At 70.0% G+C, this 20,937-nt stretch carries 23 protein-coding genes and 1 tRNA gene; 11 read left to right on the top strand and 13 right to left on the bottom strand.

The window, feature by feature from the left end; genetic code table 11:
* Positions 1-3: 3 nt before the first annotated feature.
* Positions 4-354, top strand: coding sequence for a hypothetical protein (locus C5B96_RS08175; protein ID WP_146078121.1), 351 nt, complete (start codon positions 4-6; stop codon positions 352-354).
* A gap of 7 nt (positions 355-361) precedes the next feature.
* Positions 362-751, top strand: a complete 390-nt coding sequence (locus C5B96_RS08180) for a hypothetical protein (protein WP_104244746.1) — start codon at positions 362-364, stop codon at positions 749-751.
* Between the two features lie 104 nt (positions 752-855).
* Here C5B96_RS08180 and C5B96_RS08185 read toward each other — a convergent pair whose 3' ends face one another.
* From C5B96_RS08185 to C5B96_RS08195, 3 genes are read right to left on the bottom strand one after another with little or no spacing between them, the layout of a single operon-like run.
* The gene (locus tag C5B96_RS08185; protein WP_104244748.1) at positions 856-1,626 is read right to left on the bottom strand and encodes a DUF2993 domain-containing protein; all 771 of its coding nucleotides are present in this window, start codon (positions 1,624-1,626) and stop codon (positions 856-858) included.
* Between the two features lie 9 nt (positions 1,627-1,635).
* Positions 1,636-3,297 carry an arginine--tRNA ligase gene (argS, locus tag C5B96_RS08190; protein ID WP_104244750.1) on the bottom strand — a complete coding sequence of 554 codons (1,662 nt, stop codon included), beginning with the start codon at positions 3,295-3,297 and terminating at the stop codon, positions 1,636-1,638.
* Between the two features lie 43 nt (positions 3,298-3,340).
* Positions 3,341-4,135, bottom strand: a complete 795-nt coding sequence (locus C5B96_RS08195) for a transglutaminase family protein (RefSeq protein ID WP_104244752.1) — start codon at positions 4,133-4,135, stop codon at positions 3,341-3,343.
* A gap of 79 nt (positions 4,136-4,214) precedes the next feature.
* Here C5B96_RS08195 and C5B96_RS08200 point away from each other — a divergent pair.
* A tRNA-Arg gene (locus C5B96_RS08200) sits at positions 4,215-4,286 on the top strand.
* A gap of 100 nt (positions 4,287-4,386) precedes the next feature.
* Here the strand turns inward: C5B96_RS08200 and C5B96_RS08205 are convergent.
* The gene (locus C5B96_RS08205) at positions 4,387-4,833 is read right to left on the bottom strand and encodes a hypothetical protein (RefSeq protein WP_146078122.1); all 447 of its coding nucleotides are present in this window, start codon (positions 4,831-4,833) and stop codon (positions 4,387-4,389) included.
* Positions 4,834-4,871: 38 nt separating this feature from the next.
* On the bottom strand, positions 4,872-6,764 hold the full coding sequence (locus C5B96_RS08210) for a hypothetical protein (RefSeq protein WP_104244756.1): 1,893 nt from the start codon (positions 6,762-6,764) through the stop codon (positions 4,872-4,874).
* A 150-nt stretch (positions 6,765-6,914) separates the two neighbouring features.
* Between C5B96_RS08210 and C5B96_RS08215 the strand changes: the two genes are divergently transcribed.
* Positions 6,915-7,100, top strand: a complete 186-nt coding sequence (locus tag C5B96_RS08215; protein ID WP_104244758.1) for a hypothetical protein — start codon at positions 6,915-6,917, stop codon at positions 7,098-7,100.
* 48 nt (positions 7,101-7,148) lie between these two features.
* Here C5B96_RS08215 and C5B96_RS08220 read toward each other — a convergent pair whose 3' ends face one another.
* Positions 7,149-7,964 (bottom strand): gamma-glutamyl-gamma-aminobutyrate hydrolase family protein, encoded by an 816-nt coding sequence (locus tag C5B96_RS08220; protein WP_104244760.1) that lies wholly within the window; start codon positions 7,962-7,964, stop codon positions 7,149-7,151.
* A gap of 113 nt (positions 7,965-8,077) precedes the next feature.
* On the opposite strand from C5B96_RS08220, the gene C5B96_RS08225 reads away from it, so the two are divergent.
* From C5B96_RS08225 to C5B96_RS08245, 5 genes are all read left to right on the top strand, one after another.
* The gene (locus tag C5B96_RS08225; RefSeq protein ID WP_233189085.1) at positions 8,078-8,959 is read left to right on the top strand and encodes an arginase family protein; all 882 of its coding nucleotides are present in this window, start codon (positions 8,078-8,080) and stop codon (positions 8,957-8,959) included.
* Positions 8,960-8,994: 35 nt separating this feature from the next.
* On the top strand, positions 8,995-9,885 hold the full coding sequence (locus tag C5B96_RS08230; protein WP_104244762.1) for a crotonase/enoyl-CoA hydratase family protein: 891 nt from the start codon (positions 8,995-8,997) through the stop codon (positions 9,883-9,885).
* A gap of 78 nt (positions 9,886-9,963) precedes the next feature.
* Complete coding sequence (locus C5B96_RS08235; protein ID WP_104244764.1) at positions 9,964-11,514, top strand: NAD(P)/FAD-dependent oxidoreductase; 1,551 nt, start codon at positions 9,964-9,966, stop codon at positions 11,512-11,514.
* Positions 11,511-11,903, top strand: a complete 393-nt coding sequence (locus C5B96_RS08240) for a Fe-S oxidoreductase (RefSeq protein ID WP_233189086.1) — start codon at positions 11,511-11,513, stop codon at positions 11,901-11,903. Before C5B96_RS08235 ends, C5B96_RS08240 begins: the two co-directional genes overlap by 4 nt.
* Entirely contained in the window at positions 11,903-12,823 is a 921-nt protein-coding gene (locus tag C5B96_RS08245) for an SDR family NAD(P)-dependent oxidoreductase (protein WP_104244766.1), read from the top strand. The genes C5B96_RS08240 and C5B96_RS08245 overlap by 1 nt, the downstream gene beginning before the upstream one ends.
* 49 nt (positions 12,824-12,872) lie before the next feature.
* Here C5B96_RS08245 and C5B96_RS08250 read toward each other — a convergent pair whose 3' ends face one another.
* The 7 genes from C5B96_RS08250 to C5B96_RS08280 are packed head-to-tail and all read right to left on the bottom strand — an operon-like array spanning position 12,873 to position 18,223.
* Complete coding sequence (locus tag C5B96_RS08250; protein ID WP_104244768.1) at positions 12,873-13,355, bottom strand: SIP domain-containing protein; 483 nt, start codon at positions 13,353-13,355, stop codon at positions 12,873-12,875.
* Positions 13,356-13,372: 17 nt separating this feature from the next.
* Positions 13,373-14,821, bottom strand: a complete 1,449-nt coding sequence (locus C5B96_RS08255) for an amidase (protein WP_104244770.1) — start codon at positions 14,819-14,821, stop codon at positions 13,373-13,375.
* 19 nt (positions 14,822-14,840) lie between these two features.
* On the bottom strand, positions 14,841-15,419 hold the full coding sequence (locus C5B96_RS08260) for a GNAT family N-acetyltransferase (protein WP_104244772.1): 579 nt from the start codon (positions 15,417-15,419) through the stop codon (positions 14,841-14,843).
* Between the two features lie 10 nt (positions 15,420-15,429).
* Entirely contained in the window at positions 15,430-16,098 is a 669-nt protein-coding gene (locus C5B96_RS08265) for a uracil-DNA glycosylase (RefSeq protein ID WP_104244807.1), read from the bottom strand.
* A 38-nt stretch (positions 16,099-16,136) separates the two neighbouring features.
* The gene (locus tag C5B96_RS08270; protein ID WP_104244774.1) at positions 16,137-16,862 is read right to left on the bottom strand and encodes a peptidase S51; all 726 of its coding nucleotides are present in this window, start codon (positions 16,860-16,862) and stop codon (positions 16,137-16,139) included.
* Positions 16,863-16,880: 18 nt separating this feature from the next.
* Positions 16,881-17,408: a phosphoribosyltransferase gene (locus C5B96_RS08275; protein ID WP_104244776.1), complete on the bottom strand. Its 528-nt coding sequence runs from the start codon at positions 17,406-17,408 to the stop codon at positions 16,881-16,883.
* A 26-nt stretch (positions 17,409-17,434) separates the two neighbouring features.
* On the bottom strand, positions 17,435-18,223 hold the full coding sequence (locus C5B96_RS08280; RefSeq protein WP_104244809.1) for an SDR family oxidoreductase: 789 nt from the start codon (positions 18,221-18,223) through the stop codon (positions 17,435-17,437).
* A gap of 115 nt (positions 18,224-18,338) precedes the next feature.
* On the opposite strand from C5B96_RS08280, the gene C5B96_RS08285 reads away from it, so the two are divergent.
* Both C5B96_RS08285 and C5B96_RS08290 read left to right on the top strand, forming a co-directional pair.
* Complete coding sequence (locus tag C5B96_RS08285) at positions 18,339-19,661, top strand: bifunctional o-acetylhomoserine/o-acetylserine sulfhydrylase (RefSeq protein ID WP_104244778.1); 1,323 nt, start codon at positions 18,339-18,341, stop codon at positions 19,659-19,661.
* A gap of 69 nt (positions 19,662-19,730) precedes the next feature.
* Positions 19,731-20,936, top strand: a complete 1,206-nt coding sequence (locus tag C5B96_RS08290; protein WP_104244780.1) for a homoserine O-acetyltransferase — start codon at positions 19,731-19,733, stop codon at positions 20,934-20,936.
* The last annotated feature ends 1 nt before the right edge of the window (position 20,937 follow it).

Raw genomic sequence — 20,937 nt, forward strand, 5'->3', positions numbered from 1 at the left:
CTTATGTCGAGATCACGTGTTGTGCGGCCGTTGACGGCCCTCCTGTTCGCTGCGTTCGTGCTGCCGTTCGCGCTGGCGGGGTGCAGCGGCAGCGGCACCCTGATGATGCCCGCCGAGGAGTTCGCCGGGCACGTCGCCGACGTGATGGTCGACCAGGAGAAGATTCCGCGGCCCATCGTCACCTGCGGCGACAAGCCGATCGCGATCGTCGAGAACGCAACGGTGCACTGCTTCTTCAGCGCCACCGAGACGCCGACGGTGCTCTACGACTCGGTGACCACCATCAGCAACGTGAAGGGCGCCGACTTCCACATCGTCACGAAGGTCGACGCCGAGCCCCAGCCCGCCGAGTGACCCGCGCATGCTCGACCTCCACCCGCCCGTCGCCCTGAAGGCTCGCCCGAGCGCCCGCAGAACGGTCGGGTGGGTCGCCCTGTCCCTCCTCTCGCTGGGATGCCTCACCGGGCTCTTCGCCTCTCAGCCTCCCGCGCCCCGCATCTCCGCCGCCCAGCTGGCCGAGCGGGTGCGGGTCGTGGCGATGGCCAAGTCGGGCATGTCGTGGACGCCGGTCGTCGACTGCGGCGAGAAGGACCTCGACGTCTTCGCGGGCCGGGTCGTCCACTGCGACGTCTGGGACGTCGCAGATCCGCAGACCGTCTACGACGCGGAGGCGATTCTCGGTGCACCCGACGGGTCGACGAACATCAGCATGGGGGTGTACGTCGACGCCGTGCCGAAGAAACGCCGCTGAGCAGGTGCGGGGTCGGTTGGCCAGGTCGGTTGGCGGGGACGGTTGGCCGGGTCAGTTGGCGGGGTCAGTTGGCGGGATCGGTCGCCGAGGTCGGTCGCCGGAGGTCAGTTGCAGGCGCCGGGGGTGCGGAGGGCGTCGGGGGTGAGGAGGAGGTTCGCGGCCTCGGCGGTGACCTGCACGTGGCCGGCGGTCGGCGTGATGGCGGTGAGCTGCACGCCCTGCGGGATGTACTTCGCCACACAGATCGGAACGGGCTTCGCGACGACCGCCTTCAGCGCTCCGCTGACGTCGACGTTGGCGGAGCCCGCGCGCAGGTTGGCGCCGCTCGGGGTCAGCAGAACATCCGGCCCGCTCGGAGCCGCCGATGCCGTCACGTCGTAGCCCAGCCTGAGCCCGAAGATGTCGAACGAACCCGAATAACCGACGGTGCCGTCGCCGAGCACGACCTCGTCCGAGCCGGGGATGCTGACGAACGAGTTCACCGCCTGCTGCGACAGGTCGAGCGTGGCGGAGACGTGGGCGACCGGCTTCGCCGAGTCGGTCGGCACCCCGTTCGCCACCACGGTCGCCGCAACCGGCACACCGTCGACGCTCAGATCGTCGGAGGTGAGCGTGACTTCGTCGAACGACCCGGCCACGTACTGCAGCAGGAACGACCCTCCACCGATCGACACCGCGACGTCACCGGCCACGTTCGCCGGCAGGCTCTCGTCGATCTTCTGCCTGACCTGCCCCTCGGCGTAGGCGCGCAGCCCCACGTCGAGCACCACGACGACGACGGCCAGCAGCACCACCACCACCGCGACGATCGCGATGACCTTCGAGCGTCTCGAGAACCGTCGGGCCGGGCGGGGCGGGCGGGGCGGTTGCGTCATGCGGCGACCCTACATGCGATCGGGCGCGGAGACGCCGAGCAGGCCCAGCCCGTTGCGGATCACCTGGCCCGTCGCGTCGTTCAGCCACAGCCGCGTGCGGTGCAGGTCGGTGACCGGCTCGTCGCCGAGCGGCAGCACCCGGCAGCTCGCGTACCAGCGGTGGTAGTGACCGGCGACCTCTTCGAGGTAGCGCGCCACGCGGTGCGGCTCCCGCAGCTCGGCGGACTGCGCGACGATGCGCGGCAGCTCCTGCAGCGAGCCGAGCAGCTCGGTCTCGGTCTCGTGGGTCAGCAGCCCGGGCTCGAAGGCGCTGCGGTCGACGCCCGCCGCCGCGGCGTTCTTCGCGACCGACCGGGTGCGCGAGTGCGCGTACTGCACGTAGAAGACGGGGTTGTCGTTCGTACGCTCCCTCAGCTTCTCACCGTCGAGGGAGAGCGGTGAGTCGGCCGGATATCGGGCGAGCGAGTACCGCAGGGCATCCGCCCCCACCCAGTTGAGCAGGTCGTCGAGCTCGACGATGTTGCCGGCGCGCTTGGAGAGCTTCGCCCCGTTCAGGTTCACCAGCTGGCCGATCAGAATGGAGATGTTCACATGGGGGTCGTCGCCCGCAGCGGCCGCGAGCGCCTTCAGCCGACCGACGTAGCCGTGGTGGTCTGCCCCGAGCAGGTAGATCTTCTCGGTGAACCCGCGATCCTTCTTGTTCAGGTAGTAGGCCGCGTCGGCCGCGAAGTAGGTGGTGATGCCGTTGCCACGGGTCAGGACGCGGTCTTTGTCGTCGCCGAAGTCGGTGGTGCGAACCCAGACGGCGTCATCCTTCTCGTACACGTGGCCCTGTTCGGCGAGCCGCACGGCCGCATCGTCGATCAGGCTCTTGCCGGTGGCAGGGTCGAGCGCGTGCAAGGTGCGCTCCGAGAAGAACACGTCGAAGTGCACGTTGAAGTTCTCCAGCGAGGTCTTGATCTCCTCGAGCTGCTGCAGGTACCCGAGGTCGCGCGCCAGCGCGATCGCCTCGTCGTTCGGCAGCGAGACCAGATCCGGAGCCTTCTCGAGAACGTGCGCGGCGAGCGACTGGATGTACGGGCCCGGGTAGCCGTTCTCGGGCGTCGGCTCCCCCTTGGCTGCTGCCAGGATCGAGGCTCCGAAGTTGTCCATCTGGCTGCCGGCGTCGTTGATGTAGTACTCGGTTGTCACGTCGGCACCGGATGCGCGGAGCACCCGGGCGATCGCGTCGCCGAGAGCGGCCCAGCGCGTGTGCCCGATGTGCAGCGGGCCCGTGGGGTTCGCCGAGACGAACTCCATGTTGACGCTCAGGCCGGCGAGCACCGTCGTGCGGCCGTAGGCGTCGCCCTGGTTCAGGATGCTGCGGGCGACCTCGCCGGCTGCGGCGGTGTCGAGGGTGATGTTGATGAAGCCCGGGCCGGCGATGTCGACACCGGCGACGCCCTCGACCGACTCGATGCCCGCGCGGAGCTCCTCGGCGAACGCGCGGGGGTTCGAGCCGATGCGCTTGGCGAGCTTCATGGCGATATTCGACGTCCAGTCGCCGTGGTCGCGGTTGCGCGGGCGCTCCAGAAGCACGTCGCCGACGGTGATGGTCACGTCTGACCCGCGCTCGGCGAGTCGGGCGGTCACGATGTCGAACAGAACGCTGGAGAGGGCTTCGGGAGTCACGGGTGACAAGTCTATCCGTGCCGGGGCATCCGCCCTCCGGGGGTCAGTGCAGCTGCACGAGTTCGCGGGTGTCGTCGATCGGCAGGGCATCCGCCGTCGCCGTCACCTCGAGCTCGCGCAGCATCAGCCAGCCGCCGTGGTTGGTGAGGAAGGCGGTGTCCGCGGCATCCCGCCCCGTCGCGATGCGCACCAGGCTCTGCCGCGGGGCGAGCGCCGTCGCATCGACGACGAACCACTCACCGTCGACGTAGGCCTCGGCGACCGCGTGGAAGTCCATCGGGCTGAGCCCGGGCGCGTAGACCGAGACGAGGCGCGCCGGAATGTCGAGCCCGCGCAGCAGGGTGATCACGAGGTGCGCGTAGTCTCGGCAGACCCCGCGGCGGCTCAGCAGCGTCTGGATGGCGCCGTCGGTCGGCAGGCTCGACCCCGGCACGTAGTTCAGCTTCTCCCCCACCCACGAGCTCACGCTGTCGAGCAGCATGCGGCCCGACAGCCCCTGGAACTCGGAACGCGCAGTCGGCAGCAACGTATCGGACTCGCAGTACCGGCTCGGGCGCAGGTACGTGATCAGGTCGTTCTTCGTGACGGGCGCCTGGGCGCTGCCTCCGTCGACGACGGCCCGGTAGTCGAGCGTCAGGCGCCCGGCGTCGGCGTCGAACTCGTGCAGGCGGGTTCCGTGCACGTCGAGCACGTCCACGGGGGTGATCGGATGCCCGTTCCAGCTGTACTCGACCCGCTCCGATTCGAGGCTGAGGCCCGCGGCCGCAGCAATGGAGAACACGAGGTTCGCGGGGGCGTCGAGATCGCAGACGATGTGGGCGCTGACCGTTCGCTTCATGCTCCGATCCTGCCATGTCGCGCGCGGCCCGCTGCACGGGGTGCCGCCCGGCCGGTGGTAGTCTGTACAACGCACTCCTGGCCCCATAGCTCAGGGGATAGAGCACTGCCCTCCGGAGGCAGGGGCCGCAGTTCGAATCTGCGTGGGGCCACTGTTCTTATGTCTCGGCCGCTGGGCTACGAGATTGATGGCGCTCGCGGGCGGCAGCATCTGCCTCTCGCACTTGGGGCGACGAGCGTCTGCGTCCCGCTCTAGGGGGCGACGACCACCGACGCCGACTGCTTCGACTGGGTGGCGTAGCCGGTCTTGGTGCCGGTCACCTGCACGATGATGCGCTTACCGGCGTCGGCCGACGTGAGCCGGTAGGTCTTGGCGGTCGCTCCCGTGATCGGTGTGCCGTTCCGCAGCCACTGGTAGGCGATCGAGACGTGTTCGGGCGTCCATCCCGTCGCATCCGCCGTCAGGGTCTGGCCGACCTTCGCCGTGCCGGAGACCGTCGGGGTCGGTGCCGCGGTGAAGACACCCACGACCGGGCGCGTCGCGATCGAGGTGCGGGATTCGGTCAGGTACCCGTCAGCTGTGCCGGTGACGGTCAGGGTGATCGTCTTGCCGACGTCTGCAGGCGTGATCTTGTAGATCGTGCCGCCGGTGTCGGGTACGGCGACGCCGCCGACGCTCCACCGGAACGACAGCTGCACCGGCAGAGGCCGCCATGATGGGGTGGAGGCGACCAGTGTCACACCCACCTTCGCCGTTCCGATGATGGCGGGCGTCGGGGTGGTGGTGAAACCTTCAGCACAGCGGCGGTCGCCGCCGAGGTCTGGGCGAGGCTCTGGTAGCCCGAACGGGTCGCTGTCACTGTGACGCTGAAGATCGCGCCCTCGTCGATGGCCCGCACGGTGTACGAAGCCGTCGTCGCACCCGAGACCGTTGCTCCGTTCCGCAGCCACTGGTAGCTGTAGGCGGTGGGCGCCGGCGTCACGGTTCCCGTCGATGCCGTGAGCGTGCGGCCGACCGCCGCCTGGCCGGTGATCTTCGGCAGTACGGAGGAGGCGAAGCGGTACGCGACGACCTCGGTGGGCGCGGAGGTGCGGGTGATCGAGCTGAAACCCGCCCGCGAGGCCGTGGCGGAGAGCGTGATGCGCGATCCCGAATCCGCCGTCACGAGCCGGTGCGTCACGGTCGTGGCGCCCGGGATGGCGACTCCGTCGCGGTACCACGTATAGACGAATGCTGTGGGGGTCGGCGACCAGGTGCCGACCTTCGCCGTGAGAACCGTGCCGGTGATCGCGGGCTGCGGAATGGTCGGGGTCGGCGCGGTGACGAACCCGGGCGGCGGAGTGACCGCTGCCGAGGTCTTCGACGCAGACGCATAGCCCGGCTTCGCAGCCGTGACGACCACCGACAGCGGTACCCCGAGATCATCGCCGGTGACCCTGTAGGTGGCGGCCGTTGCACCGGCGATGGCCTGGCCGTTCCGCAGCCAGCTGTAGCTGAGCGTGACGGGCGCCGGGCCCCAGCCGCTGGTCGTGGCCGTCAGCGTTCCGTCGAGGGTGGCGCTGCCGGTGATGACGGGGCTGCCGGGCAGCGTCAGCGTGAGCGCCTTGTGGATCGTCAGCGCGAGATCGAGGGGCGAGCCCGCCGGGCCCACGGTGACGGTGGTGGCGCCCGCCGCCGTGTAGGAGTCGGCGTACCAGACCGACGGGTAGGTCGTGTCGGTGGGGGCTGCCTTCAGCTGGTACGTGCCGGGCACGACATTCGGAAAAGAGTAGGCGCTGGTCGAACCGGTGACAGGGGTGGCGGTGTAGCTGCGGGTACTCTGCCCGACTCCGGTCAGCGTCACGGTGGCCGACTGGCTGGTGCCGTCATCGGTGCCGACAGTCACGGAGACGACGGAGCCGCGCTCGCTCGCGGAGAGCAGCACCCTGACCGTGATGTCCTGGGTGCCCATGGTGACGATCTGTGCCTTGAAACCGACCCCGACACCCGTTCGATCCTCAAGGCGGTACGAGACTCCTTCGAGCAGGCTCACGAAGACCGCGCCCGTGGTGCCGGTGTTCCGGGATTCCCTGCGGTACGACTGCTGCCCGGTGATGTGGGCCACCCGGTCGACAGGCGTTCGGGCGGCATCGTCGTAGGTTGCGACCACCCGTAGCGCGGGCATGTAGCGCACGAGGAAGTCGACGCCGGTGGTCGCCTCGCCCGCCGTGTAGCTGACGCTCACCAGAAGCAATTCGTAGGGACCTTTGGGAAGCGAACCCGATTCGGCTGCGCCGATCGCGAGCTGAGTGGTTCCACTGCCCTGGAATGTCAGCGTGTAATGCCCCGCAGCATCCGTTCTCGTCAGCTGGGTGAAGACGCCGTCGACCGCCTCGCGCAGGGAGATCTGCACGTTTGGAGCCCCGACGCCCGGGTTCTGGGTCGACGTGATGGTGCCGCTCACGGTGGCGGTGGCCGCAGTCGGTGCAGCGGCTGCCGCATGGGCGGCGGGTTGGAAGGGGGTCAGCAGCCCGGCGAGGAGCACCAGCAGGGTGAGGAGCGCGGCCGCGGCGGCAGTCGTCCGCGACCTGGTACTGCCTGCATGCATCTGTTCCCCCGAACCGTCGTCGCACAGCTCTGCGACTGCCACGAATCTACTGCAACGCCCGGCTTTCGCGGCGTGTCGCGCGGTTCGTCAGGGCGCGAGACCTAGGGTGAGGCCAGCACCACATGACCCAGCGCCGGGCCGAACTGCCCGCGCGGAGGCCATCCGACACGACCGACCAGCGGGGAGAACGACATGGCGCCACTCATCATCGTCAGTGCACTGGCCGGCTGGGTCGTGCTCGCCCTTCCGGTGGGGCTTCTGGTGGGGCGCATCTCGCACCGTGCCGACGTCGGCTCCGAGCCGCGCTCCGCGCCGGCCCCGCGCCTCGGCGCACCCGTGCTGCAGACCACCGGCGTGGTCGGCAGCCTCACGCGCTAGCGCCGCCCGCCGGGCATCCCGGGCAGCCCGCGCAGGCGACGTGCGGGGTCAGGCGCTGAGGCGCAGCGCCTCGGTGCGCCGGCGAACGGATGCGGCCAGGGCGGCGACGAAGCCGGCGAGTTGACCGGCCGGCGCTCCCGGGTCCTCCGGGTGGAACTGCACGCCCGTGATCGGCGCCGAGCGATGCTCGACCGCTTCGGGCGACCCGTCGGGTGCGATGCCGACCACGACGAGACCCTCGCCGACCCTGTCGATCGACTGGTGGTGCGCGCTCTGCACGTCGACCGTGCGGGCGCCGAGCGCCTCTGCCAGGGCACTGCCGCCGGCGAACTCGACCGGATGGGCCGCCATCAGGCGGGCAACCGGCGCCCCGAGGTTCTTGTGGATCGTGTCGTCGCCGATGTCCTGCTGCAGGGTGCCGCCGAAGGCGACGTTGATGATCTGGTGGCCACGGCAGATGCCGAGCAGCGGCGTTCCGCGGCGGAACGCCCGGCGCACGAGGGCGAGCTGCCCTTCGTCTGCGGTCTCGAAGTGCTGGCCCTGTTCGGGGTAGGTCGAGGGGCCTCCGTAGAAGCGGGGGGCGATGTCCTCGCCGCCCATGATGACGATGGCGTCGGCCGAGTCGGTGAGCGAGAGCAACTGGGCGGTGCCGACATCGGCCGCTCCGGTGCGTGTGACGCGGAAGCCCTGCGCCTCGCCCGCCGCCGCCGTGCGCGCGTTGAGGGTGTCGACATAGGCGTGGTACGCGGCGTCGCGCGGCCGAAAACGGGTGACCTCGACGACGGCCAGGTGCGGGCGGGTGTCGCCGTGCGGGCGGGTGTCGCCGTACGGGCGGGTGTCGCCGTGCGGGTCGCTGCCGGTCATCCATTCGCCTCTCGTCGTCTCGGGTGTGCAGACCTCAGTCAAGACCACCGGGCCGCGGATGCACAGCCGGGCCGTAACGGAACGAAACAGTTCGGCCGTGCCACACTGGATTCGTGGCCGCAACCTTTCTGATCGTTCCCGAATGGCAGGGGTCGGGCTCCTCCCGCGCCATGCAGCTCATCGATGGCGCCGACGCTATCGCCGGCGATCTCCCTGCGGCGGTGACGCGGCGGGTCGAGGTGCCGCTCGGCGCCGGCGAGAGCCTCGGCAGTGGGGTCGCCCGGCTGAGTGCGCTCCGCAGCGTGCGCGATTCCGTCGAGATCGCGGTGGCGGCGATGACGGCTCCGGATGCCCGGACCGACGACGACGCGGCCGAACCGGCCATCGTGGTGACGATCGGCGGCGACTGCGGTGTCGAACTCGCCCCCATCTCGGCCGCACTCGAGCGAGCCGCCCAGCACGGCGGCACACTCGCGGTGCTGTGGCTCGACGCGCACGCCGACCTGGGCGGCCCGAGCGAGGGCGTGCCCGGCTCGTTCTCGGGCATGGTGCTCCGCACGCTGCTGGGCGACGGCTCCGAGTTGCTCGTGCCCGAGCATCCACTCCCCGCCTCGCAGGTCGTTCTGGCGGGAGTACGGTCGGTCGACGACGACGAGGAGGCCTACATCGCCGAGGCGGGCATCGCCCGTGTCGATGTGGATGCTCTCGCCGAGCAGGGCGCGCTGGTGGCGGCCCTCGAGGCGACAGGGGCGACGGAGGTGTACGTGCACGTCGACCTCGATGTGCTCGACCCGGCGGAGATCGCGGCCATCAGTTTTCCCGAGCCGTTCGGGGTGAGCGTCGGAGTGCTGGCCGGCGCGATCCAGGCGGTGCGCCGACGCTTTCCGCTCGCGGGGGCGGGAATCACGCAGTTCGCGCCGTCGAGCCCCGACGCGGCATCCGACGACCTGTCGGCCGTGCTGAGGGTGATCTCGGCGTTGACCCGCTCGCTCTGAGCCGCACCCCCGGGCAGCCCGGCTAGCATCGCAGCATGACTACGCGCATCACCGTCGAACGCCGGGGACACATTCTGCTGATGGGGCTGAACCGCCCCGAGAAGAGGAACGCGGCCGACTTCGCCATGCTGCAGGAGCTCGCGGCGGCGTACGGCGAGCTCGAACGCGACCCGGAGCTGCGCGTGGGGCTCGTGCACGCGGTCGGCGAGCACTTCACCGCCGGGCTCGACCTGGCCGACATCGGGCCGCGCATCGGTGGCGGCAGCGACAGCAGCGACACCGGCAGCACCGGCAGCGACAGCACAGGCAGCGACAGCACAGGCAGCGACAGCACAGGCAGCGACCGCGACAGCAGCAACAGCGCGGCGGGCGGCCTCGACTTCGTGCCCGAGGGCGGCATCAACCCGTGGCAGGTCGACGGTCGGCAGCTGTCGAAGCCGGTCGTCATCGCCGTGCAGGGCAGCTGCCTCACCCTCGGCATCGAGCTGATCCTCGCCTCCGACATCGCCGTCGCTGCCGCATCGACCCGCTTCGGGCAGCTCGAGGTGAGCCGCGGCATCCTGCCCTTCGGCGGTGCCACCATCCGCTTTCCGCGCGCCGTCGGCTGGGGCGACGCCATGCGCTGGATGCTCACCGGCGACCTGTTCGACGCCGCAGAGGCCCACCGCATCGGGCTGGTGCAGGAGGTCGTTCCCGACGGCGAACAGTTCGAGCGAGCACTCGAACTCGCCGGGAGGGTGGCGGCCCAGGCTCCGCTCGCCGTGCAGGCGACCCTCGCCAACGCCCGCGCGGCGGTGCGGGACGGCGATGCGGCGGCGGAGGCGGCCCTGCAGCCCGCCCTGGTGCGGCTGGCGGCCAGCGATGATTCGCGCATCGGCATGGAGGCGTTCGTCACCCGCAAGCCCGCGGTGTTCATCGGCCGCTGACCAATCGGCGCGGCTAGTCTGAACGAAGAACCGGTATCACGCTCTGACGGGCGTGCCGGCACGCTGAGAGGACCACCCATGTCGCCCACCGACTCCCCCACCGAGACCGCAGGCTCCGCCGCCGCCACCGACACCGCCGACACCGCCGACACCGACACCGACACAACCGCCGCCGCCGAGACCACCTTCGACGTCATCGTCATCGGCGCCGGAGCCATCGGCGAGAACGCCGCAGACCGTGTGGTGCAGGGCGGCCTGAGCGCCGCGCTGGTGGAGGCCGAGCTCGTCGGCGGCGAGTGCTCGTACTGGGCGTGCATGCCCTCGAAGGCTCTGCTGCGGAGCGGCGCCGTGCTGCGTGCGGCAGAACGGGTCGGCGGCGCCCGCGAGGCCATCACCGGCGACCTCGACGTGCAGGCCGTGCTCGACCGCCGCAACAAGACGGTCAGCGAGTACAGGGACGACAGCCAGGTCGAGTGGGTGAAGGGCGCCGGCATCACGCTGGTACGCGGCCACGCCCGGTTCACCGGCCCGAAGGAGCTGTCGGTGACCGCCGCCGACGGCACCGTCTCGTCGCTCACCGCCCGCCACGCCATCGTGGTCTCGACCGGCTCCGCTGCGCTGCTGCCCGACATCCCGGGGCTCGCGGACTCTGCGCCGTGGACGAGCAGGGAGGCGACCTCCGCCCAGACGATCCCCGCCCGCCTCGCGATTATGGGAGGCGGCGTCGTGGGTGCCGAGATGGCGACCGCCTACGCCTCGCTCGGGTCGAAGGTCACCGTGCTGAGCCGCAGCGGGCTGCTCAGCAACCAGGAGCCGTTCGCCGGCGAGCTCGTGCGCGACGCGCTGGTGAAGCTCGGCGCCGACGTGAAGATCGGCGTCTCGGCGACGAACGTCACGCGAAACGGGGCCGGCGGCGAACTGAGCCTCACCCTCGACGACGGCAGCGAACTGGTCGTCGACGAACTGCTCGTCGCCACCGGCCGGGTGCCGAACACCGGCGACCTCGGCCTCGAGACCATCGGGCTCGAGGCGCACAGCTGGCTCGACGTCGATGACACCCTGCTGGTGAAGGCCGACGGCAACGACGCCCTCGGGGGCGAGTGGCTCTACGCGGCCGGAGACGTCAACCACCGCGCGCTGCTCACCCACCAGGGCAAGTACCAGGCCCGGGCCGCCGGCGACGTGATCGTCGCGCGGGCGAAGGGCGAGCCGCTCTCGATCGACCCGTGGGGCGCCCACGTCGCTACAGCCGATCACCAGGCCGTGCCCCAGGTGACGTTCACCGACCCCGAGGTCGCCTCTGTCGGCCTCACAGAGGCAGCCGCCAAGAAGGCGGGCTTCGACGTGAAGTCGGTCGACTACAACATCGGCTGGGTGGCCGGCGCAAGCGTGACCGCCGACGGCTACGAGGGCACGGCCCGCATGGTGGTCGACCAGAAGCGCCAGGTCGTTCTGGGTGCGACGTTCGTCGGCCAGGATGTCGGCGAGCTGCTGCACTCGGCGACGATCGCCGTGGTGGGCGAGGTTCCACTGAACCGGCTCTGGCACGCGGTGCCGTCGTACCCGACGATCAGCGAGGTCTGGCTACGACTGCTCGAGACGTACGGCCGCGACGCGTCGAGCCGGTGACGGCGGTGGTTCTCCGTCTCGTTGCCGCCGTTCTGCGGCCGCTGTTTCTCGCGCCTCCGGTGGCCCGGGCGGGCTACCTGTACGCGACGCTCGTCGGCGTCGTGTGGGGGGCCGTGCTGAGCACGGGCCGCATCCGCCGAGTCGACGGGCTCTTCGTGTTCACGGGTGTGCCCACGTGGGCCTTCTCCCGGGGTGGCAGCTGCATCGGCGGGGTCTACCTCACCGACCAGAACGCCGGGCCGGCCGTGCTCGAACACGAGGCCGTGCACCGCGAACAGTGGCAGAAGTACGGCCTGACCTTTCCCCTCGTCTACTTTCTGGCGGGCTCCGACCCGCTGAAGAACCGCTTCGAGATCGAAGCCGGGCTCGAGAAGGGCGGCTACCGCTGATGGGCGAGGGCGAGGGCGATGTCGATGTCGAAGGCGCGGGCGCGGGCGAAGCCCCCGGTGATATCGCAGGGACGCACGACCTGGCCGGAAAGACCATCGTCATCACCGGCGCGAGTTCGGGCATCGGCCGCTCCGCCGCGACGAGCCTCGCCGCCCAGGGTGCCGAGGTGGCGGTGGTCGGCCGCAACGAGCAGCGCACCACCGACATCGCCCGGCGGATCGGTGCGACCGCGTTCGTCGCGGACTTCGACAGCTTCGCCGACGTGCGGAGGCTCGCGGATGCCCTACTGAACCGGTACGAACGCATCGACGTGCTGGCGAACAACGCGGGCGGTCTCGTGAAGAAGCGCGCCCTGACCGAAGACGGCAACGAACGCACCATCCAGTCGAACCATCTCTCACCGTTCCTGCTGACCTCACTGCTGCTCCCCCGGCTGCGGGAGAATGCGAAGGAGTCGCCGGTGCGCATCATCGCGACGGCCTCTGCCGGCAATCGGTTCGGGCGCATCCGGCTCGCCGATCTCGACCGGCGCAACAGCGCCTGGCTCGGTGGCTGGCTCGCCTACTGCACCGCGAAGCTCGCGAACATCGTGAATACGCGCGAGCTGGCGGCCCGCACAGAGGGCAGCGGCATCGAGGCCTACGCCTTTCACCCCGGCTTCGTGGCGAGTTCGTTCGCGGCCGACACCGGGCTCATGCGGGTCGCGACGCTCGCGGGCAACGGGCACCTGGGGGCGAGCCCCGAGGTGGGCGCTGCGCCGCTCGTGCACCTCGCCAGCGTGGAGTCGACCGGCAGCCCGAGCGGCACCTATTTCGACGGCTTCACGCCGAACGGGCGCACCTCACCGCAGGCGGGCGACCCCACCCTCGCCGCCCGGCTCTGGAGCCTCTCCGAACGCATCACCGGTTCGGAGCAGTAGGAGAGCGTCAGGCAGTATCAGCGTCAGTCATGGTCAGCGTCAGGCAGGGTCAGCGAGCGTCGCTCGTCGCTCCGAGCCGCGCGATGAGCGTCTGCCGCAGCTCCCAGATGCGGGTGCCCGCTCCTTCGACCCACGCGGTGACGTCGCCGCCGTCGCGCTCGCTGTCACCGGTGTGCATCTCGCTCACCCAGGCGAGCACGGCACGTTCGAGTGCCTGGCCGTGCGCGCACCGGCGGGAGGTGCCCGGGTTGCCGCTGCGGTTCTCGCGGGCCAGCCAAGTCACGGTGACCAGTTCGGGAGCCTCGATGGCGACGATGTCGTCGGTCGACGCCACCTCGACGAAGACCTGGCCCCGGGCGTTGCCGCCGAGGGTCGACAGCGCCAGCTTCAGAGCGTCGAGCGACGACTCATCGGTGGCGAGGAGGATGCGACCGCTGCTCGCGGCCCGACCCGGGCGCACCGATCGAACCGGTCTGCTGGTCTGGGCTGCCGCCGCCTGGAGGGCGGCCGGTCCGTTCATCACGACACTCATTTGTTCTAAGCATAGGCTTACCTAACCTCCTCCACAAGCGACCAGACGGGTGGGTGCACCGTCTCCCAGCGAAGCTGGCGCTCGAGTTGCCGGCCCAGGGAGAGCAGCGTCGCCTCGCCCCCCGGGCGGCCGATGAGCTGTACCCCGATCGGCTGGTGCGAGGCCGTCTCCCCCACCGGGAGGGTGATGGCGGGCAGTCCGCTCACGTTCACGAACGACGTGAACGGAGAGTACTCCACCTGCTGCGCGAAGTTGCGCTCACCGTCGACGGCGTCGTACCAGCCGAGAGGGCGGGAAGACAGGGCGAGGGTCGGCGTCACGATCGCGTCGAACGCCGAGAACTGGCGGATGATCGACCGTTCGAAGGCCGACAGCGTGGCCAGAGCAGCGGTGAGCTCCGCCGCACCGATCGCGCGGCCCCTGTGCATCAGCCAGCGGGTGAGCGGTTCGAGCAGATGCTCGGTGGAGTCGTCGGCCGGGATGTTCGCGGCTCCGGCCTGCCAGATCGTGCGGAACGCGGGCGGGTACTCCGGCGACGGTTCCAGGGCGAGCGTCTCTATGCCGTGACCGAGATTCGCGAGCAGTTCCACCGTCTGGTCGACGGTCCCGCGGATCTCGGGATCGACGACGATGTTCTGCACCGACGACCACACCGAGTCGAACAGCACGCCGAGCTGAAAGCGGCCCTCTCCGCGAACGGCCGCTCCGAGGAAGGGGCCGTCGGTGTTCTCGGGGGCGCGCAGCGCGAACGGCTGGCGCGGAGGCGAGCCGTTCGGGCTGATCATTCCGTCGAAGAGCAGTGCAGCATCCAGAACCGAGTGCGCCAGCGGACCGGCCACGGGCAGGCCGGCCAGCGCACCGATGCCACTGCCCGACGGCACCCGCCCGCGCGACGGCTTCAGCCCGACCAGCCCCGTGGCAGCCGCGGGGATGCGGATCGAGCCGCCGCCGTCGGAGCCGGGAGCGAAGGGCAGCATTCCCGACGCCACGGCCGCGGCCGCGCCTCCGCTCGAGCCGCCCGCCCCGAGGGTGAGGTCGTAGGGGTTCCGCGCGGGCGGTGCGACCAGGTTCTCGGTGTAGCTCGGCAGCCCGAACTCCGGGGTCGCCGTCTTGCCGAGGCTCACTCCCCCTGCTGCGTCGAGGTCGTTCGCGAGCCCGTCTGAGTCCTCGGGAACGAAGTCGGCGAAGAGGCGGCTGCCGAACGTGGTTCTCACGCCCGCGCGCCTGACCAGGTCTTTGTCGCCGTAGGGCAGGCCCCAGAGGGTCGTCGTTCGTGGAACGTGCTGTTCGACGAAGCGGGCCCGCTCCCTGGCTCTCTCGGCCGTCACCTCATGGAACGCGCCGACGACCGGGTTCAGTCGTTCGATGCGGGCCAGGTAGTGCTCGGTGAGTTCGACCACCCCCACGTCGCCCCGTTGGAGGAGGCGCCACTGTTCGAGGGCGCCGAGGTCGTGCAGCTCAGCCATGCTCCGAGCCTACGCCGACCTACTTGAGGTGCTTCTGCAGCAGAACGGTTCCCAGCCACCTGTTGAACTTGAAGCCGACCTTGCCGAGCCGCCCGACCTCGGTGAAGCCGGCGTTCTCGTGCAACCGGATCGACCCCTCGGCCCCCTTGTCGACGATGACCGCGAGCACCTCACGGATCTTCGCCGCCTTCGCACGGGCCAGCAGCTCCTTGAGCAGGGCCCGACCGAGCCCCTTGCCCGTTGCAGCGGGGCCGAGGTAGATGCTGTCTTCGACCGTTCGCCGGTAGCCGGCCTTCTGCTTCCACGGCGACACGTAGGCGAACCCGATGACCTGGTTGCTGCCAGAGACCGCCACGAGGAAGGGCATCTCGAGCTTGGTGAGCCAGGCGAACTTCGTCTTCCACTCCTTCAGCGTCATCGCGTCTTCGTCGAGCGTCACGACGGTGTTGGCGACATAGTGGTTGTAGATCTCGCGCACGTAGGGCATGTCGGCTGCCACGGCGTCGCGGATCGTGTACTCGAAGACCGGCTCGGGCGCCGCCTTCGGGCGGAGGTTCGCAGGGAGCTTTCGCCGCGGCTGGTATTCCTCTTCGAGCATGCTCAGAAGCCTAGACGCTCGGTCGGCCGCCGGTGAGGGCCCAGTCCACCGGCGTGACGCCCGCGCGTTCGAGCGCCGCGTTGGCGCGGCTGAAGGGCTTCGAACCGAAGAAGCCGCGACGGGCAGAGAGGGGGCTGGGATGCGCGCTCTCGATCACCGTGGCGCCGGCCAGCAGCGGCCGGAGCCTGGCGGCATCCTTGCCCCAGAGAATGGCGACCAGCGGCGTGCCGCGGGCGACCAGTGTGCGGATCGCGAGCTCGGTGACGGCCTCCCAGCCCCTGCCGCGATGCGAACCCGCTTCGCCCGGCCGTACCGTCAGCACCCGGTTCAGCAGCATGACGCCGTGCTGGCTCCAGCCGGTCAGGTCGCCGTGTTCGGGCGCGGGCACCCCGAGATCGTCGGTCAGCTCGCGGTAGATGTTGGCCAGGCTCCGGGGCAGGGGCCGCACGTGTCGCTCGACCGCGAAGGAGAGGCCGATCGGATGCCCCGGGGTGGGGTACGGGTCCTGTCCGAGAATGAGCACCCTGACGTCGGCCAGCGGCCGGGCGAAGGCCCGCAGCACGTTCTCGCCCGCGGGCAGGTAGCCGCGCCCCTCGGCCACCTCGGCATCGAGGAACGCCGACAGGTCGCGGAGTGTGCCGTCGACCGGCTGCAGGGCCTCGGCCCAGCCGGCATCCATGCGGCCCGAGGCGACGAGCGTCTCGAGCGAGAAGTCGCTCAGCTCGCGCCCATCGTCGCGACGCGCACGCTGCCGTCTTCGTCTGTCACCGTCCACACGCTGCCGCGGCCGACCACCGCGAGGGGGCCGTCGCCGACGATGAGGGCGGTGTGCTCGTCGATCGCGATGCCGCCCTCTGTCAGGCCAGCCTCGGTGGCGGCGATCAGCCGGGCGAGCGTGCCCCACTGGGCGGCGTGCACGTCGACGGCGAGGTCGATCAGCCCGATGCCGGCGCCGAAGGTCACCTCGTCGAGGTCTTCGGAGGCCTCCTGCGGGCAGACCGGCACGTCACCGATCGTCCACCCGCCGAGCAGGGCACTGTCGGAGGCGATCGCGGCTCCCGCAGAGAAGCCGAGGTAGGGCACCCCTCCCGCGACCTGGCGGCGGATCTCGCCGAACGACGGGTCGATGCTGTCGCGGTAGGCCGGCGTCAGGCCGCCCCAGACGAGGATGCCGTCGACCTCGGCGAGCCCGGCCGCGTCGATCGCCGCGCCTTCGAGCGTCAGGATCGGCACCGGCTGCAGCTCGGTGATCTGGCCGAGAGCGCTTGTCAGTTCGGCGTACTTCTGGGGCCCGTCACCGTCTCGCACCATCACGATGGCGACGCGGGGGCCGTCGAGCCGGCCGGACTGCAGCGCGCGTTCGGCCGCTTCGGAGAGAAAGGCGCGGTAGACGGCGCCGTCGTCGACGATCGGCCAGCCGCCGCCCACGAGATGGATGCTCATCGCGTCAGAACCCCGGCGTCAGACCGTCACGGGCGGGTGCGCCGACCACGGGAAGACGATCCAGCGGTCGGTCTTCTTCCAGTAGAAGTCGGGTTCGATCACCGAGCGCGGCTTCGCGTAGAGGGTCGCGGTGCGCACGATGACGCCCACGCGTTCGAGCAGGCCGACCACGAGGGCCAGGGTGCGCCCCGAGTCGGCCACGTCGTCGACGAGCAGGATGTTGCGGCCGATGAGCTCGGTGTTGTCCATCATGGGCGGGAGGATGATCGGCTCGGGCAGGGTGGTCTCGATGTCGGTGTAGAACTCGACGTTCAGACTGCCGCAGCTCTTCGTGCCCGTGGCGTAGGCGAGCGCGCCGGCCGGCAGCAGGCCGCCCCGGGCGATGGCGATCACGAAGTCGGGAACGAAGCCGCTCTCGAGAACGCTCGTCGCGAGAACCCGGGAGGCCTCACCGAATTCGAGCCAGCCGAGCACCTCCCGTTCGGGCGCCGCCTCCGCCTCGGGTGCGACGGTCTCGGTCTCGGTTGTGGGTTCGCTCTCGGCCATTCGACAACGGTACCGGCAAACGCCCGCTACTGCTTCACCTCGAGCGGGCCGCGGTGCACCTTGTAGACGGCCGACTGCGCGACCGGCTTGATGATCACGAGGTCGAGGCTGATGTGCGGCGCCATCTCCACCATCGTCACGATCGTGGCGGCGACATCGTCGGCGCTCAGCGGGTCGGGCACGTTCGCGTAGACGGCCTCTGCGGCGGCCGCATCGCCCTTGAAACGGTTGATCGAGAACTCGTCGGTCTTGACCATGCCGGGAGCGATCTCGAGCACGCGGATCGGCTCACCGCTCAGTTCGAGCCGCAGCACCTCCGACAGCGAGGTGACGGCGAACTTCGACGCGTTGTATCCCCCGCCGCCCGCGTAGGCGAAGTGGCCGGCCGTCGAGGAGACGGTGAGGATGTCGGCGACGGCCGTTCCGGTCGGCGCCCCCGCGACCGACTCCCGCAGCAGGGGCAGAAGGGCCGAGACCACACGTTTGACGGCGATCACGTTCACCTCGAGCATCCACTGCCAGTCCTCGACGGAGCCCGCCTCGACGGAGTCCATGCCGGCCGCGCCGCCCGCATTGTTGATGAGGGTGCTCACACCGCCGGTCTGCCGCAGATGGTCGGCCAGGGCATCCACATCGCCCTGTTTCAGAAGGTCGGCCACGAAGTACGTCGCGCCGGTCTCGGCGGCGAGCGCCTGCAGGCGGTCCTCCCGGCGGGCGACCCCCACCACATCCCAGCCGTGGGCGCGCAGCAGGCGCACGGTGGCCGCCCCGATTCCCGAACTCGCTCCGGTGACGACAGCACGACGGTTCTGGATGCCCAATGCGAGGCCTTTCGTGAGGGTGGGCTTTCACGTTACCGCGTGTTGCAGGCCTCGTTGACCCACCCCGGGGGCCTGCCTAGGGTTGCCCTAACGACCAAAGGATTCCCTCATGACAGACAACGCCGACTGGCAGTTCGAGACGAAGCAGATCCACTCCGGCGCTGCTCCCGACCCGGTCACCAACGCCCGCGCCACGCCCATCTACCAGACCACCTCGTACGTCTTCAACGACGCCGACCATGCGAAGAACCTGTTCGCCCTCGCCGAGTTCGGCAACATCTACACGCGCATCCAGAACCCGACGCAGAACGTCGTCGAGGAGCGCGTCGCGGCCCTCGAAGGCGGAACGGCGGCGCTGCTGGTCTCCTCCGGCCAGGCCGCCGAGACCTTCGCCGTGCTGAACATCGCGCAGGCCGGCGACCACATCGTGTCGAGCGCCTCGATCTACGGCGGCACCTACAACCTCTTCAAGTACACGCTGAAGAAGCTCGGCATCGACGTGACCTTCGTCGAGAACCAGGACGACAGCGACGAGTGGCAGCGCGCCGTGCGCCCGAACACGAAGCTGTTCTTCGCCGAGACCATCGGCAACCCGAAGATCAACATCCTCGACATCCGTCTCGTCGCCGACGTCGCGCACGACAACGGTGTGCCGCTGATCGTCGACAACACGATCGCGACGCCCTACCTGATCCGCCCGTTCGAGCACGGCGCCGACATCATCGTGCACTCGGCGACGAAGTTCCTCGGCGGCCACGGCACGGTCATCGGCGGCGTCATCGTCGACGGCGGAAAGTTCGCCTGGTCGGCGAATGCCGAGAAGTTCCCGGGCCTCACCACCCCCGACGAGTCGTACCACGGTGTCACCTACACCGAGGCGCTCGGCGACGGCATCGCCTACATCATCAAGGCACGCGTGCAGTTGCTGCGCGACCTCGGCTCGTCGATCGCCCCGGCGAGCGCCTGGCAGCTCATCCAGGGCATCGAGACGCTGTCGCTGCGCATCGAGCGCCACGTGCAGAACGCCCAGGAGGTCGCCGAGTGGCTCGACGACCACGACGACGTCGCCACGGTCTACTACGCAGGGCTGCCGTCGAGCCCCTGGTACGAGGCGGCGAACCGCTACGCCCCGAAGGGCGTCGGGGCGGTGCTCTCGTTCGAGCTGAAGGGCGGGGTGGATGCCGGCCGCGCGCTGGTGAACTCCCTCTCGCTCTTCTCGCACCTCGCCAACATCGGCGACGTGCGCTCGCTCGTCATCCACCCCGCCTCGACGACGCACTCGCAGCTGACGCCGGAGCAGCAGCTGACCTCGGGCGTCACGCCCGGGCTCGTGCGGCTCTCGGTGGGCCTGGAGAACATCGACGACATCAAGGCCGACCTGGCCGCAGGCCTCGCCGCCGCACGGGAGGTGGCGCGCGTCAACGCGCTCTGAGTGCATCGAGGGGCGGCCGCGCGTAACATTCGCGCGGCCGCCCTCTCCGTTCGTCACAATGGAAGAACAATGGACTGGCAGATACCCGAAGACACCGTTCCGAGCGACTTCATCACCGATGCGCAGATCCGGTCGATCCTCGGCAAGCCTCCGGCGACGGGTGCATGGCGCGACGGCGATCCGGTCGGTCGCCGCCAGTTCGCGCACATCGGCGACCTCGCCTTCGAGGGCGGTGGAACGGTTCCGGATGCCCGGATCGCCTTCGAGACCTTCGGCACGCTGAACCCCGCGGCCGACAACGCCGTGCTCGTCGCGCACGCCCTCACGGGCGACAGCCACCTCACCGGTGCGGCGGAGCCCGGTCACCAGACCGCCGGCTGGTGGGGCGGGATCGTCGGCCCGGGCCTCGCCATCGACACCGACACGTACTTCGTGGTCGCGCCGAACATGCTCGGCAGCTGCCAGGGGTCGACCGGCCCGGCTTCGATCGCGCCCGACGGCGAAGAGTGGGGTGCGCGCTTCCCGTACACGAGCATCCGGGACCAGGTCGTGGCGCAGGAGCGCGTGATGCAGCAGCTCGGCATCCGTTGCTGGGCGGCCATCGTCGGCGGTTCGATGGGCGGCATGCAGGTTCTGGAGTGGGGCGCGACCTTCCCCGACAAGGCCGAGAAGCTCGCCATGATCGCCGCCCCACCGATCTCGAGCGCCGACCAGATCGCCCTGAACTCCGTGCAGGTCGAGGCCATCAGGGCCGACCCGCTCTTCCGCGATGGGCTGTACTACAACGCGAAGATCGGCGAGGGTCCGCACTCCGGCCTGGCGCTCGCCCGCCGCATGGCGCTGCTGAACTACCGCAGCCCCACCGAGCTGAACGACCGGTTCGAGCGCAGCTGGCAGAGCGGCATCAGCCCGCTCGGGCGCGGCGGGCGCTTCGCCGTCGAGTCGTATCTCGACTTCCACGGCAACAAGTTCACCCGGCGCTTCGACGCGAACTCCTACATCACGCTCGTCGAGGCCATGAGTTCGCACGATGTGGGCCGTGGGCGCGGCGGCGTGGTCGAGGCCCTGCGAAAGGTCAGTGCCGTCTCGCTCGTCATCGGCATCGACAGCGACCGTCTCTTTCCCGTCGAAGACCAGCAGGTGATCGCCCGGCACATCCCGGCCAACATCGACGGCGACGAGGCGACAGTGATATCGTCGCGGTTCGGCCACGACGGCTTTCTGATCGAAGACGAGCTGGTCGGCGCCGAGCTGCGACGACTCTTCGCCTACTGAG

The organism is Subtercola sp. Z020, from assembly GCF_002931235.1.
Taxonomy (GTDB): domain Bacteria; phylum Actinomycetota; class Actinomycetes; order Actinomycetales; family Microbacteriaceae; genus Subtercola.

Excerpts from the sequence above, each read along its gene's own strand:
- C5B96_RS08265 (WP_104244807.1), bottom strand. The coding sequence starts at position 16,098 with ATGGATGCCGGCTGGGCCGAGGCCCTGCAGCCGGTCGACGGCACACTC.
- C5B96_RS08245 (WP_104244766.1), top strand. The coding sequence starts at position 11,903 with ATGGGCGAGGGCGAGGGCGATGTCGATGTCGAAGGCGCGGGCGCGGGC.
- C5B96_RS08285 (WP_104244778.1), top strand. The coding sequence starts at position 18,339 with ATGACAGACAACGCCGACTGGCAGTTCGAGACGAAGCAGATCCACTCC.
- C5B96_RS08255 (WP_104244770.1), bottom strand. The coding sequence starts at position 14,821 with ATGGCTGAGCTGCACGACCTCGGCGCCCTCGAACAGTGGCGCCTCCTC.
- C5B96_RS08185 (WP_104244748.1), bottom strand. The coding sequence starts at position 1,626 with ATGACGCAACCGCCCCGCCCGCCCCGCCCGGCCCGACGGTTCTCGAGA.
- C5B96_RS08175 (WP_146078121.1), top strand. The coding sequence starts at position 4 with ATGTCGAGATCACGTGTTGTGCGGCCGTTGACGGCCCTCCTGTTCGCT.
- C5B96_RS08230 (WP_104244762.1), top strand. The coding sequence starts at position 8,995 with ATGACTACGCGCATCACCGTCGAACGCCGGGGACACATTCTGCTGATG.
- C5B96_RS08195 (WP_104244752.1), bottom strand. The coding sequence starts at position 4,135 with ATGAAGCGAACGGTCAGCGCCCACATCGTCTGCGATCTCGACGCCCCC.
- C5B96_RS08235 (WP_104244764.1), top strand. The coding sequence starts at position 9,964 with ATGTCGCCCACCGACTCCCCCACCGAGACCGCAGGCTCCGCCGCCGCC.
- C5B96_RS08275 (WP_104244776.1), bottom strand. The coding sequence starts at position 17,408 with ATGGCCGAGAGCGAACCCACAACCGAGACCGAGACCGTCGCACCCGAG.
- C5B96_RS08220 (WP_104244760.1), bottom strand. The coding sequence starts at position 7,964 with ATGACCGGCAGCGACCCGCACGGCGACACCCGCCCGTACGGCGACACC.
- C5B96_RS08270 (WP_104244774.1), bottom strand. The coding sequence starts at position 16,862 with ATGAGCATCCATCTCGTGGGCGGCGGCTGGCCGATCGTCGACGACGGC.
- C5B96_RS08180 (WP_104244746.1), top strand. The coding sequence starts at position 362 with ATGCTCGACCTCCACCCGCCCGTCGCCCTGAAGGCTCGCCCGAGCGCC.
- C5B96_RS08290 (WP_104244780.1), top strand. The coding sequence starts at position 19,731 with ATGGACTGGCAGATACCCGAAGACACCGTTCCGAGCGACTTCATCACC.
- C5B96_RS08250 (WP_104244768.1), bottom strand. The coding sequence starts at position 13,355 with ATGAGTGTCGTGATGAACGGACCGGCCGCCCTCCAGGCGGCGGCAGCC.
- C5B96_RS08215 (WP_104244758.1), top strand. The coding sequence starts at position 6,915 with ATGGCGCCACTCATCATCGTCAGTGCACTGGCCGGCTGGGTCGTGCTC.
- C5B96_RS08260 (WP_104244772.1), bottom strand. The coding sequence starts at position 15,419 with ATGCTCGAAGAGGAATACCAGCCGCGGCGAAAGCTCCCTGCGAACCTC.